We start from the raw sequence: 12,435 nt of genomic DNA on the forward strand, positions 1-12,435 counted from the left end.
ACGGTGTCACGCCTGCTCGGGCTCGCGCTCCGCGAGGTCTTCGAGCAAGTCGGCTGACGGTACAAAAAACAATCCTCCGGTAACCGCCGTGCTGAAGTCCAGCAAACGGTCGTAGTTGCCGACGGGTTTGCCGACAAACATGTTCTCCAGCATCTGCTCGATCGGTTCCGGCGAGCGCGCGTAACCGATGAAATAAGTGCCGAACTCGCCAGCCCCCGGGCGGCCGAACGGCATGTTGTCGCGCAGGATCTTCTGCTCCTGGCCGTCCTTGGTGATGGTGGTCAGGGCGCTGTGGGAGTTGCTCGGCTTGACCTCCTCACCGAGTTCGATGTCAGCCAGCTTGGTGCGGCCGATCACCTTTTCCTGAGCTTCGACGCTCAGTGCATTCCAGGCCTCCATCTTGTGCAGGTACTTCTGCACCAGCACATAGCTGCCGGATTCGAACGCCGGATCTTCGTTGCCGATCAGCGTGAAGTGATCGGCCTTGCGGCCCACCGGGTTCTCGGTGCCATCAACGAAACCGATGATGCTGCGCATGTCGAAGTAGCGGAAACCCTGCACCTCATCGACTACCGTGATTGCGCCGTTGAGTGCGCTGCACAACTGCGTAGCCAGTTCGAAACACAGGTCCATCTGCTCGGCACGGATGTGCAGCAGAATGTCCCCCGGCGTCGCCACCGCACGGCGGCCCTCGACGCCGAACTCACGAAACGGATGCAGCGAGGCCGGGCGCGGGCTGCCGAACAGGGAGTCCCAGGCGCTGGCGCTGAAACCGCAGACACATGACAAGTTGCCGTTGGGCACACGTTTGCCGACCGAACGGGTGAGGGCGGCGATGTCGCCGCACCAGCCGCGCACCTGACTGGCGGCGTCGCTCCCGGGCAGTAACGTGGCGACGATGAAGATCGCGCTGCTGGTGATGGGGTTGCAGATCGCTTGCGGCTCGGGGGTATCCATTGCTGAGGTCATCGTCGGTTCCATATGCGCGGGGCCAAGGTCGGCGCTCAGTATGAAACCAAAAACGTTTCATCGGTATCTCAGAAACGATCCAGTCGATAGGCCTCCTGTGCCGGCAAGCCAGCGTTTGCCGAAGGGGATATCAGCTGCGCGACCATCTGCGCCGTCACCGCCGCCTGCGTCAGACCCAAATGCTGATGACCGAAGGCGAGCAGCACCTTGCCGTCGCAAACCTGGTCGATGACCGGCAGCGAGTCCGGCAGCGACGGGCGAAAGCCCATCCACGGCGTCGCGTCCTCCGCGCTCAAATCATGACGGAACAAACCTTTGCTCAAACGGTGCAACTGCCAGGCGCGCTGCATGAACGGCGGGCGCTGCAGGCCGGCGAACTCCACGGTACCGGCCAGGCGCAGACCGCCGGTCATTGGCGTCATGATGAACTTGCGCTCCAGTGACGTCACCGCAAACGGCAGGCGCCCGTGCTCGTGCGGCAACATCAGGTGATAGCCGCGTTCGGTGTCCAGCGGCACCTGCTTGCCGGTCAGCGCGGCGGTGAGCTTCGCCGAATGCGCACCACAGGCGATCAGCACCTGCCGCGCGCTGAAACGCCCCTGATCGGTAAGCAACGACACGCCATGCGCCTGCAACTGGCCGCCCTGAACTTCCTGCTGAATGAACTGCACGCCGGCCGTTTTCGCCGCACTCACCAGTTCACACACCACCTGATACGGGTCGAGAAAGTGCCCGGTGCGCGGGTAGAACAATCCGCCCTGAATCTGTTCGCTGAGCTGCGGCGCACTTTCTCGCACGGCGCTGGCCGACCAGAAATCCACCGGCACCTGTTGCTGACGCATGCGCGCCTGCAAGGCGTCGACGGCTTGTCGCGATTCGACGCGCTCGAAGACCAGCAGCGAGCCGTCCTCCTTGAGCAGGTCGGGGCGGGCGATGCTGTGCAGCAAGCGCTTCCAGGCGTCGAGGCTGCTTTCATTTAGCGCGCGCAAGCCGGCTACGGTGCGCTGAAACGGCGCCGGGCGCAGGTTCAGCAACAGACGGGTGAACCACGGCACGGCGCACGGCAGGTATTTCCAGTCCAGGCGCAGCGGGCCCATCGGGTCCATCAGCATCGCCGGCAGACGCTTGAGGATCGACGCGTCGGCAATCGGAAACACCTGCTCAGTGGCCAAGTGTCCGGCGTTGCCGAACGAGGCGCCATGACCGGGCGGCTGCTTGTCGATGACTACCACCCGTTTACCCTGACGCGCCAGTTGCAGAGCGCAGGCGACGCCGATGATGCCGGCACCGATCACCGCGATATCGGCGTGGTCCGCTGTGAGGTTGTCGGGCATGTTCAGGCTTCCCTCAGGCCGTCGAGCAAGCGCCGCAAGTGCAGCGGATTTGCCTGTTGCAACGGTAGCGGCAGCAAAACGTCAGGGAAGTCCTGATAGCACACCGGGCGCAGGAAACGCAGAATCGCCGCGGTGCCGACCGAGGTGCTGCGCGCGTCCGACGTCGCCGGGAACGGCCCGCCATGCACCATCGCGTCACACACTTCGACCCCGGTCGGCCAGCCATTGACCAGCAAACGTCCGGCCTTGCGTTCCAGTGTCGGCAACAAGGCCCGGGCGCGATCCAGATCAGCGTTATCCAGTTGCAGCGTGGCGGTCAACTGGCCTTCGAGGTGTTCGCAGACCTGACGGATTTCATCGTCGTTGGCGCACTGTACGATCAGCGATGCGGCACCAAAGATTTCACCTTGCAGGCGTGCGTCGGCGAGGAAGTCCTGCGCCTGGGTCATGAACAATTGCGTCTGGCACTGGTTCGGCCCTTCAGCCGCTAGACCGCTCGCCACGTGTTGCGCCTGCGGATGTTCGGCCAACGCGGCGACTGCGCTCGAATAGGCGCGGAAGATCCCCGGCGTAAGCATGGTCTGCGCCGGGCTGCGCTGGACCCCTTCGGCGGCGGTGGCGATGAAACTGTCCAGCGCCGGCCCTTGGTGAGCGATGACCAGCCCGGGATTGGTACAGAACTGCCCGGCACCCTGAGTCAGCGAGGCGACAAAACCCTGCGCCAACGCCTCACCGCGAGCAGCAAGCGCTGCGGGAAACAGCAGCACCGGATTGATAGAGCTCATTTCCGCGTACACCGGAATCGGTTCCGGCCGCGCTTGCGCCGCTCGGCTCAGGGCGAGGCCGCCACTGCGCGAGCCGGTGAAGCCCACAGCCTTGATGCGCCAATCACTGACCAACGCAATTCCCACTTCATTGCCGGAACCGAACAGCAGGGAGAACACACCTTCGGGCAACGCGCACTTTTTCACCGCGCGCGTCAGCGCCTGGCCGACCAGTTCGCTTGTGCCGGGATGCGCGCTGTGCGCCTTGACGATCACCGGGCAACCGGCGGCCAGCGCCGAAGCGGTGTCGCCGCCCGCCACGGAGAACGCCAGCGGAAAATTGCTCGCACCAAACACGGCCACCGGCCCCAGCGCGATCTGCCGCTGGCGCAGATCAGAACGGGGCAGTGGCTGGCGTTGTGGTTGTGCCTGATCGACCCGCACGTCCAGCCATTCGCCGGCACGGACGGTGCGGGCAAAAGTGCGCAATTGTCCGCAGGTGCGTCCGCGTTCGCCTTGAATACGTGCGCGCGGCAGGCCGCTTTCGGCCACGGCGCGGTCAATCAGCGCATCGCCGAGGGCTTCGATCTCATTGGCGATGGTTTCGAGAAATTCGGCGCGAGCACTGAGGGATGTCTCGCGATATGGATCAAACGCTTGCCACGCGAGTTTGCAGGCCTGTTCGACATGCTCGCTGCTGCCCCCGGCGTACGCGGGTTCCAGCACCGCATCGGTGGCGGGATTGATCGCACGGATCGCTTCACGGCTGCCGGCAATGGCTTGGCCGCCTATCAACATGTGGCCTGTCAGAGTCATGGCGCTTCCTTGATAAAAGAGGTGAAGCCCCGATACCGCACCGGGGCAGGGACTGCGGTCAGGCGAGGTTCTGTTCGGCGGACCAGTTTTTGTACCACTGACGGAACAGCGCGTACTGGGTCTCGGCGTAACGACGCTGGGCATCGCTCAAGGCGTCGGTTTCATTGAAGTGCAGGGCGTATTCGCGGTCGCCGTTGAGCACCATCAGGTGCTTGTAATACAGCACCAGATCGCAGCCTTCATCGAACGACGACAGCACCGCCAGCGCCGCTTCCAGTTCGCGCGCCAGACGCCGGGCCTTGGCATCGCCCTTGGCCGCTTGTTTGCTCAGCGCCACCAGTTGCAGGACTTCGCGCGGCAGGGCGTTGCCGATGCCGGTGATCGCGCCGGTGGCGTTGCAGTTGACGAAACCGTGCACCACTTGCGTATCGACACCGACCATCAGGGTCACGGCATCGTCCTGCGAGGTGATGTTTTCAGCGGCGTAGCGCAAGTCGGCGCCACCGCCAAACTCCTTGAAGCCAATCAAATTCGGATACTCGCGGCGCAGTTCGAAGAACAGCTCGGCGCGGGTAGCGAAGCCGTAGTAAGGGCTGTTGTAGATCACCGCCGGCAGGTTTGGTGCGGCCTTGAGGATGGCGGCGAAGTGGGCTTTTTGCGCAGTCGCCGAAGCACCACGGGACAGCACGCGTGGAATCACCATCAGGCCATGCGCGCCGACTTTTGCAGCGTGGGCGGCGTGGGACACCGCTTCACGGCTGTTGACCGCGCCAGTGCCCACGATGGTTGGCACCCCGGCGGCCACCAGACGCGCCACACCTTCCTGACGTTCGGCTTCGGTCAGCAGCGGCCAGTCGCCCATCGAGCCGCAGTAAACCACCGCGCTCATGCCGATATCGATCAGCTCGCGACCTTTGGCGACCAAGGCGTCGAAGTCCGGTTTGCGTGCGGCGGTGCACGGGGTCATCAGCGCGGGAATGCAGCCAGTGAAGATGTTATCGCTCATTGTTGTAGCTCCTCGGGAGATTCATTCAGATCGTTAAAAAAGCGGGGCAGGTCAGATGCCCCACGCGAAAGGGTCCTGCTCGTCGATCAGCAGGGTGGCGTCGGCGGTCATGTAGGCGCGCCCGGTAATGAGCGGGCGCACGCGTTCGCCTTGCCATTCGAAGCGCCCTTCGAACTGGCTGCCGGTGATGCTCGCTTGCGTCCAGACCTGGCCTTCGGCGAGCTTGCCGTCGGCGGCGAGGCAGGCCAGTTTGGCGCTGGTGCCGGTGCCGCAGGGCGAGCGGTCGTAGGCTTTGCCCGGGCACATGACAAAGTTGCGGCTGTCGGCCTTGGCATCGTCGGCGAACAGTTCGACGTGATCGATCAGCGCGCCGTCCTCGCCGTGAATGCCCTGGGCTTCGAGGGCCTTGAGCATCGCCCAGGTGTAATCGGTGAGGGCTTCGACGTTGCTCATCTGCAGGTCCTGGCAGTGTTCGGAAACCAGGAAAAACCAGTTGCCGCCCCAGGCAATATCGCCGAACACGCGGCCGTGGCCGGGCACGTCCACCGGCACCTGTTTGCGATAGCGGTACGCCGGGACGTTGCCCAGGGTCACCGCGCCGTCCTCGTGCAGGGTGGCGCTGACCGGGCCGACCGGGGTGTCGATCTGGTGCACGCCCGGTTCGATGAGGCCCAGGTAATGCAGCGAGTTGACCAGGCCGATGGTGCCGTGGCCGCACATGCCGAGGTAACCGGCGTTGTTGAAGAAAATCACTCCGCAGGTGGCGTCCGGCGAGACCGGCGCACAGTACAGTGCGCCGACCAGCACGTCGTTGCCGCGCGGTTCCAGCAGACAGGCGCGGCGCCATTGATCGTGGCCCTCGCGCAAGGCATCGCGCTGCTCGGCGATGCTGTTGCCGGGCAAGTCGGGGAAGCCCTTCATCACCAGGCGTGTGGGTTCGCCGCCGGTGTGAGAGTCGATGATGTGCAGTCGTTTCATGAACGCGTCCCTTCAGTGAATATCAGGCGTGCGCCGGGCGTTGGCCCGTTGCCGAATGGGTGGAGGATTCAGCGGCTTCACTTTCGTCGTCTTCGGTTTCCAGACGAATCAGGTGTGCCGGTACGCCGGTGGCCGCGCCCCAGTAGTAGATGCCCAGTGCGCAGACCGCGACGATCACGGTGTCGAACGGATGACTGAGCACGCCGATACCACCGAAGCTGCCGAGTTTGGAGAGGAGGATGGTCAGCGCGTAGAAGCCGATCAGCCACGCCGACGAGCGCACTTGCTGGCCGAGGTTGAGGTGCGCGGTCGGTACCATGCGCCCACACAACAGGTAGATGACGAACATCAGGATTTGCAGGCCGAGCAACCACGACACGGTGCCCCAGCCTGACCAGTAGACGATCAGCGCGGCGATGATGAACGACAGCGGCCCGAGCACACTCATGCCCTTGACCCGGAACGGACGCGGCATGCCCGGCGCGCTGCGGCGCAGGGCGGCCACCGACACCGGGGCCACGGCGTAGCTCAATACCAGCGCGGCGGAGACCACGTTGATCAGCGCTTCCCATGACGGGAACGGCAGGGTCCAGAACACCGACAGGCCAAAGGTCAGCCACAGCGCGGGGCGCGGAATGCCGGACTTCTCGTCGATGCGGGTGAAAATCTTGAAGAAGGTCCCGGTCTGCGCCCAGCCGTAGATCACCCGTGGCGTGGCGTTCATGTAGATGTTGCCGCAACCGCTGGGCGAGATCACCGCATCGGCCACCACCAGATACGCCAGCCAGCCGACGCCCAGTGCCAACGCGATGTCGCGATACGGCAGGGCCAGTTCCTTGGCGACGCCGGCCCAGCCATTGGCGAGCATTTCGGTCGGGATACCGCCGAGGAACGCGGTCTGCAGCAGCACGTAGATCGCGGTGGAGAGCAGCACCGACAGGATCAGCGCAATCGGAATCGTGCGTTGCGGATTCTTCACTTCACTGGCCACCGAAATGATCGGCGTCAGGCCCAGATACGCGAAAATCACCCCGCCGGCCGACACGGCCATTTCGATCCCGGACAGGCCGAATGGCGCAAAGCCGTGCATCTGGAAGTTGGCCGGTTTGAAGAAGCTGAACAGCACGCCGATCACCAGCAGCGGCACGATGAACTTGAACACGCTGACCAGATTATTGGCCATGGCGAAGGTCTTCACGCTGCGGTAATTGAGCAGGAAAAACAGGCACAACAGCCCGAACTGCACGAACCAGCCAAGCACGGTCGGGTCGCTGGAGCCGACCTTGGTCAACTCGGGAAACCACGCTGCTGCATATTGCCGCGAGGCGACCACTTCGATCGCCACCAGGCTGGAAAACGCGATCAGCGTGATGAAGCCCATCAGGTAACCGAGCAGCGGGCCGTGGGAGTAAACCGGGTACCGCACCACGCCACCGGCACGGGGCAGCGCGGCGCCCAATTCGCAGTAGACAATGCCCAGCAGCAACACGGCGAAACCGCCGAGCAGCCAGGAAAAAATCCCCGCCGGGCCGGCGATGGCCGACACATGACTGGCCGCGAACAACCAGCCTGAACCGAAGATCGCCCCCAGTCCGATGAACGTGAGGTCTATCAGTGAAAGTTGTTTCTTGAACTTGCCTTGGCCTGTCATAGCGTCGCCTTCTTGTTGGTTGTTGGAGGGGCGTGCAGTGGCGCTACAGTGAACTTGTCAGGCGCTGCGCGATTGATGTTTTTTGCCGGTGTCGATGACGAAATCAGCACAATGGCCCACGGCAAAGGCCCGGCTCGACAGGCTGCCAGCCATCGGGCAATCTGCGCGCAAGCCAATGCGCACAGTGGGGAGTGACAGTCATGACGCAGAATGCGTTTGCGATCCTGAGCCAGCAGAACGAGGCGAGCCGAGCGCAATGCCTCGACGATCTGCTCGCCAGCATGGCGCTGCTGTTGCCCATGCTTGACGTGATTCCCAACGCGGCGATCTTCATCAAGGATCCGCAGGCACGCTACGTCATGGCCAACCAGACGCTAGTACAGCGCTGCGGTTTGAAAGACCTGCGACCGTTACTCGGCAAGACCAGCGCCGAAGTGTTTCCGGCGCAACTTGGCCCGGGCTACACCGAGCAGGATCGGCGCGTGCTGGAAGAGGGATGGGTGCTGGAGGATCAGCTGGAGCTGCATTTGTACGGCAGCCGCGAACCCGGCTGGTGCCTGACCCACAAGCGTCCGCTGTACGATCGTGATAACCGGATCATTGGCCTGGCGGGCATTTCCGTCGACCTGCAAACCGCCAGCGAAACCCATCCGGCGTATCAGCGACTGGCGGCGGTGGACGAGTACATTCGGGCGAACTTCAATCAGCGCGTCAGCCTGAGCGAACTGACACGCATCGCCGGAATTTCAGTGGCGCAACTGGAGCGCTACTGCAAACGGGTGTTCCACCTGACGCCGCGGCAGATGATCCAGAAAGTGCGTCTTGAGCACGCGCATCGGCTGTTGCACGGCGAGTTGCCGATCACCGAGGTGGCGCTGCAGTGCGGCTATACCGACCACAGCGCCTTCACCCGGCAGTTCAAGGCCTCGACCGGATTCACCCCGCGCCAGTATCGGTTGGCGACGGCGCAGTGAGGCTTGCCTGTCAGGCCTTGACCCAGCGCTGCCGGCTCCAGGCACTCAGCGAATCCACGCCCAGCACCAGAATCAGCATCGCCAGAATCACCGTGCTCGCCTGCGCTTCCTGAAACAGGCTGAGGCTGACATACAGCATCTGCCCCAAACCACCGGCCCCGACGAAGCCCAGCACGCTGGCCATGCGGATGTTGTTTTCCCAGCGATACAGGCAATAGGCGAGCAATTGCGGGGCGAGGTTGGGCAGGGTGCCGTAGCAGAAGGCAAGCACGGGATTGCCGCCCTGCAAGCGGATCGCTTCGGCCGGTTCTGGCGGGGTATTCTCCAGCGCTTCGGCGAACAGTCGACCGAGCACGCCGGTGGTGTGCAGGGCCAGCGCCAGGGTGCCGGCGTTCGGGCCGAGGCCGGCGGCGAGCACCATCAGCGCCGCCCACACCAGTTCCGGAATCGCCCGCAAACCGTTAAGCAACAGGCGCGAGGCGCTTTGCAGCGGCCAGCCGAAACGCCCGGCCGCAGGCAGCGCGACGAGAATGCCGAACACTGCCGCGAGCAGGGTGCCGAGGGCCGACATGGCGAGGGTTTCCAGCGCGCCCTTGAGGATCGCCTGCAAATGCGTGGCGCTCAGGTCCGGGCTGAGAAAACGTTGTGCATACGCGGCCATTTGCTTGAGGCTGGTGGCGCCGCCCAGTTCGCCGAGGTCGAGTTCGAGGTAGCCGAACGAGGCGATCACCGCGACGCCAATCACGACGATCAGCAGCAGATTGATCAGGCGATTCATGTCAGCCTCCAGCGCAGCAGGCGGCTGAGTTGGTCGGCACCGAGCACCAGAATCAGGAAGGTCAGCAACATGCTCGCCACTTCACCGCTGGCGAACATGCGCAGCGACAGGTCGATCTGCTGGCCGAGGCCACCAGCGCCAACAAACCCCATCACCACCGAGGCACGAATCGCGCACTCCCAGCGATACACCGTGTACGACAGCAGCTCCGCCGCGACATTCGGCAGAATCCCGTAGGCGAACGCCGCGAGTCGTCCGCTGCCGGCCTGCATCAAGGCATGCGCCGGGCGTTGGTCGGTGGACTCGAAAATCTCCGCGTAGACCTTGCCGAGCATGCCGCTGTAGGTGATTGCGATCGCCAGTACACCCGCCGCCGGGCCGAGGCCGACAGCACGCACGAACAGCAGCGCCCAAACGATTTCCGGCACGCTGCGCAAGAAGATCAGCAGTCCGCGCACCGGCCAACGCAGCAAGCGCCCGAGCCGACTGGGAATGCCGCTGCGGGACGCCGCCGACAACGACAGCGCGCGGCTGGCTATCAGGCTGGCCGGCACCGCCAGCAGCAACGCCAACGCCATGCCGGCGGTGGCGATGGCCAGGGTTTGCAGGGTCGCCTTGAGCAGTAACTGGAGAAAATCGTGGTCGTGCGCCGGAGGCCAGAACCCGGAGATGAAGCGGCCCATTTCGGTCTGGCTGTCGCTGTGCAGCAGCACGCCAAGGTCCAGTTCGCTGAGCTGGATGCCCGGCCATAGCAGGGCAATCGCCAGCAGGGTCAGCAGCAGTCGCGGCGCGGCGGCCGGGTCGCGGGAATCAGCCGTCAGCATCGCGGGATCTGCACAATCAGCGGCGCACTGGGCGTCGTCGGGCTTTGCAATTGCTCATTGGCGTACAGCGTGTCGAGCATTTCGCGGCTGACCTGCTCGGCAGGGCTGTCAAACAGGATCTGGCCGTCGCGCAAGCCGATGATGCGCGGAAAGTGCGCCAGCGCCAGCTCCACCGCATGCAGGCTCGCCACCAGCGTGACGTTATGCGCCCGCGCGTGCTGGGAGAGGATCGACAGGGTGTGCCCGGCGAGCACCGGGTCCATCGCCGACACCGGTTCGTCCGCCAGCAGAATCTCCGGTGCCTGATACAGCACCCGGGCAATGCCTACGCGCTGCAATTGGCCGCCGGACAATTGCTGGCAGTAAGCGAAGAGTTTGTCGCCCAGATCCAGGCGGGCGAGGGCGGCACGGGCACCGGGAATATCCGTCGGATGCAGCAGATTGAGCAGGCTCTTGCCCAGACTCCACTGCCCGAGCTTGCCGGCCAGTACCGCCGTCACCACACGCTGGCGCGGCGGCAGCGGTGGGGCCTGATGCACAAGGCCAATTCGTGCGCGCAGACGTTGCCGTTGGCGGGCGGAAAGGTGCCAGGGGCGTTCACCCAGCACCTCGATTTCACCGCTGCTGGGGCGCAACGCGGTGGCGAGCAGGTTCAACAGGCTGGATTTACCGGCCCCGGACGGACCGATGATCGCCACCTGTTCACCCGCCGCAATCTGCAGATCGACTCCACGTAGTGCGTCGACCCCATTGGCGTGGTGCAGGCGGCCTTGTTTGAGGCTCAGGGTCATTTCAACAGATCGGCGGCGCGAGCAGCTTCCTCGATGCCCTTGTAGTTCTCGGGCTTGGTGTCGATGAAACGGCTGGCCGCCTGCAGATCAAGAATCTTCTTCTGCTCCGGGTTGGCCGGGTCGAGGTCGAGGAAGGCTTTCTTGATCTTCGCTGCCAGCGCCGGGTCGAGGGTGCCGCGCACGGTCCAGTTGTAATCGAAGTAGGCCGGGGTCGTGGCGAACACGTGCACCTTGCTGGTATCAACTTTGCCGGCGTCCACCAGTTTCTGCCAGACGCTGGCGTTCAGCACACCGGCATCGACCTTGCCGGCCTGAACCCAGGCGACGGTGGCGTCGTGCGCACCGGAGTAGGCGACGCGGCTGAAATAGGCTTCAGGCTTGATGTTGTCGTTCTTGAGCATGAAGTAACGCGGCATCAGGCTGCCGGAGGTCGACGACACGGAGCCGAAGGCGAAGGTCTTGCCCTTGAGGTCGGCCAGGCTCTTCACGTTCGGGTCGGCAGTGATGAACTTGCTGGTGAACTGCGCATCCTGCTCGCGCTGCACCAGCGGGATCACCGGGGTGGTGGCGTCGGTCTTCAGGCGTGCCTGAACGAAAGTGAAACCGCCCAGCCAGGCCATGTCGAGGCGATCGGTCGCCAGCGCTTCAACCACTGCCGGGTAGTCGGCCACCGGAACGAACTGCACTTTCATGCCCAGTTGCTGCTCCAGATAGGCCCCCAGTGGTTCGAATTTGCGCAGCAATTCGGTCGGGGCTTCATCGGGAATTGCACTGACCCGCAACACATCGGCGGCATGCGCCACCAAAGCAGAAAAAGACAGGGCCAGACCAGCAGTCAGTGCCAGGGTTCGTTTGAGCATGGAAATCTCCGTTTCATGAGCGTCGCATTCTAAGCGCCACCGGGCGCGGTGTCGCGCGCGGGCGCTCAATCAGGTTAGACGAAACGGCCAGGTTATACGCAGCCGCGCCGTGAAAGGCCAGCGCGCTTGTCCGGCGATGTTTTGCTCCACATTTCCTGCAGCCCACTGCCGCTGTCACCACGAAAACACCTGTAGGAGCTGTCGAGTGAAACGAGGCTGCGATCTTTACATTTCGATTGAAGATCAAAAGATCGCAGCGTGCCGCAGCTCCTACACGGGGATTCTGGCAATCACCTTGATCTCGAACTGAAACCCGGCCAGCCAGGTCACGCCGACCGCAGTGATCGTCGGATACGGCGCGCTGCCCCAGAATTCCGGGACCACGGCCCAGATGGTTTCGAAGGTCGCTTGCGGATCAATCATGAACACCGTGACGTCCACCGCGTCGGCGAAGCTGCAACCGGCGGCCTCAAGGATCGCATTGAGGTTGTTGAACGCCAGGCGCACCTGATCCTGCAGATCCGGCTCGGGCGAACCGTCTTCACGGCTGCCGACTTGCCCGGAGACGAACAGAAAGCCATTGGAACGAATGGCCGGTGAATAGCGATGACGCTCATAAAGTGCATGGCGGGCAGGCGGGAAAACGACGTCGCGTTGGGTCATGGGTGTCTCCATCATTGTTTGGTGGTT

12 protein-coding genes are annotated in these 12,435 nt (G+C 63.7%); 1 reads left to right on the top strand and 11 read right to left on the bottom strand.

The window, feature by feature from the left end; genetic code table 11:
- Positions 1–6 precede the first annotated feature (6 nt).
- The 6 genes from ACYZUM_RS08740 to ACYZUM_RS08765 form a co-directional block, all read right to left on the bottom strand.
- The gene (locus ACYZUM_RS08740) at positions 7–969 is read right to left on the bottom strand and encodes a Dyp-type peroxidase (protein WP_108182532.1); all 963 of its coding nucleotides are present in this window, start codon (positions 967–969) and stop codon (positions 7–9) included.
- A 68-nt stretch (positions 970–1,037) separates the two neighbouring features.
- On the bottom strand, positions 1,038–2,303 hold the full coding sequence (locus ACYZUM_RS08745) for an NAD(P)/FAD-dependent oxidoreductase (RefSeq protein ID WP_108182533.1): 1,266 nt from the start codon (positions 2,301–2,303) through the stop codon (positions 1,038–1,040).
- 2 nt (positions 2,304–2,305) lie between these two features.
- On the bottom strand, positions 2,306–3,883 hold the full coding sequence (locus ACYZUM_RS08750; protein WP_108182534.1) for an aldehyde dehydrogenase (NADP(+)): 1,578 nt from the start codon (positions 3,881–3,883) through the stop codon (positions 2,306–2,308).
- A 58-nt stretch (positions 3,884–3,941) separates the two neighbouring features.
- Positions 3,942–4,889, bottom strand: a complete 948-nt coding sequence (locus ACYZUM_RS08755; protein ID WP_047294039.1) for a dihydrodipicolinate synthase family protein — start codon at positions 4,887–4,889, stop codon at positions 3,942–3,944.
- 51 nt (positions 4,890–4,940) lie between these two features.
- A complete protein-coding gene (locus tag ACYZUM_RS08760) occupies positions 4,941–5,867 on the bottom strand; it encodes a 4-hydroxyproline epimerase (protein WP_108182535.1) in 927 nt (308 codons plus the stop codon).
- 22 nt (positions 5,868–5,889) lie between these two features.
- Positions 5,890–7,518 carry an APC family permease gene (locus ACYZUM_RS08765; protein ID WP_108182536.1) on the bottom strand — a complete coding sequence of 543 codons (1,629 nt, stop codon included), beginning with the start codon at positions 7,516–7,518 and terminating at the stop codon, positions 5,890–5,892.
- A gap of 200 nt (positions 7,519–7,718) precedes the next feature.
- Between ACYZUM_RS08765 and ACYZUM_RS08770 the strand changes: the two genes are divergently transcribed.
- Complete coding sequence (locus tag ACYZUM_RS08770) at positions 7,719–8,492, top strand: AraC family transcriptional regulator (protein WP_108182537.1); 774 nt, start codon at positions 7,719–7,721, stop codon at positions 8,490–8,492.
- A 10-nt stretch (positions 8,493–8,502) separates the two neighbouring features.
- Here ACYZUM_RS08770 and phnE read toward each other — a convergent pair whose 3' ends face one another.
- The 5 genes from phnE to ACYZUM_RS08795 all read right to left on the bottom strand — a co-directional run bounded on the left by phnE (position 8,503) and on the right by ACYZUM_RS08795 (position 12,408).
- Positions 8,503–9,270 carry a phosphonate ABC transporter, permease protein PhnE gene (gene phnE / locus ACYZUM_RS08775; RefSeq protein WP_108182538.1) on the bottom strand — a complete coding sequence of 256 codons (768 nt, stop codon included), beginning with the start codon at positions 9,268–9,270 and terminating at the stop codon, positions 8,503–8,505.
- On the bottom strand, positions 9,267–10,094 hold the full coding sequence (locus tag ACYZUM_RS08780) for a PhnE/PtxC family ABC transporter permease (protein ID WP_108182539.1): 828 nt from the start codon (positions 10,092–10,094) through the stop codon (positions 9,267–9,269). Before ACYZUM_RS08780 ends, phnE begins: the two co-directional genes overlap by 4 nt.
- Positions 10,088–10,885, bottom strand: coding sequence for a phosphonate ABC transporter ATP-binding protein (locus ACYZUM_RS08785; RefSeq protein WP_108182540.1), 798 nt, complete (start codon positions 10,883–10,885; stop codon positions 10,088–10,090). The genes ACYZUM_RS08780 and ACYZUM_RS08785 overlap by 7 nt, the downstream gene beginning before the upstream one ends.
- A complete protein-coding gene (locus tag ACYZUM_RS08790) occupies positions 10,882–11,745 on the bottom strand; it encodes a putative selenate ABC transporter substrate-binding protein (RefSeq protein ID WP_041072554.1) in 864 nt (287 codons plus the stop codon). Before ACYZUM_RS08790 ends, ACYZUM_RS08785 begins: the two co-directional genes overlap by 4 nt.
- 270 nt (positions 11,746–12,015) lie before the next feature.
- Entirely contained in the window at positions 12,016–12,408 is a 393-nt protein-coding gene (locus ACYZUM_RS08795; RefSeq protein WP_108182541.1) for a RidA family protein, read from the bottom strand.
- Between the last annotated feature and the right edge of the window lie 27 nt (positions 12,409–12,435).

It is taken from the genome of Pseudomonas sp. m6p (genome assembly GCF_055760375.1).

Coding starts and splice junctions, on each gene's coding strand:
- ACYZUM_RS08740 (WP_108182532.1), bottom strand. CDS start 969: ATGACCTCAGCAATGGATACCCCCGAGCCGCAAGCGATCTGCAACCCC.
- ACYZUM_RS08745 (WP_108182533.1), bottom strand. CDS start 2,303: ATGCCCGACAACCTCACAGCGGACCACGCCGATATCGCGGTGATCGGT.
- ACYZUM_RS08750 (WP_108182534.1), bottom strand. CDS start 3,883: ATGACTCTGACAGGCCACATGTTGATAGGCGGCCAAGCCATTGCCGGC.
- ACYZUM_RS08755 (WP_047294039.1), bottom strand. CDS start 4,889: ATGAGCGATAACATCTTCACTGGCTGCATTCCCGCGCTGATGACCCCG.
- ACYZUM_RS08760 (WP_108182535.1), bottom strand. CDS start 5,867: ATGAAACGACTGCACATCATCGACTCTCACACCGGCGGCGAACCCACA.
- ACYZUM_RS08765 (WP_108182536.1), bottom strand. CDS start 7,518: ATGACAGGCCAAGGCAAGTTCAAGAAACAACTTTCACTGATAGACCTC.
- ACYZUM_RS08770 (WP_108182537.1), top strand. CDS start 7,719: ATGACGCAGAATGCGTTTGCGATCCTGAGCCAGCAGAACGAGGCGAGC.
- phnE (WP_108182538.1), bottom strand. CDS start 9,270: ATGAATCGCCTGATCAATCTGCTGCTGATCGTCGTGATTGGCGTCGCG.
- ACYZUM_RS08780 (WP_108182539.1), bottom strand. CDS start 10,094: ATGCTGACGGCTGATTCCCGCGACCCGGCCGCCGCGCCGCGACTGCTG.
- ACYZUM_RS08785 (WP_108182540.1), bottom strand. CDS start 10,885: ATGACCCTGAGCCTCAAACAAGGCCGCCTGCACCACGCCAATGGGGTC.
- ACYZUM_RS08790 (WP_041072554.1), bottom strand. CDS start 11,745: ATGCTCAAACGAACCCTGGCACTGACTGCTGGTCTGGCCCTGTCTTTT.
- ACYZUM_RS08795 (WP_108182541.1), bottom strand. CDS start 12,408: ATGACCCAACGCGACGTCGTTTTCCCGCCTGCCCGCCATGCACTTTAT.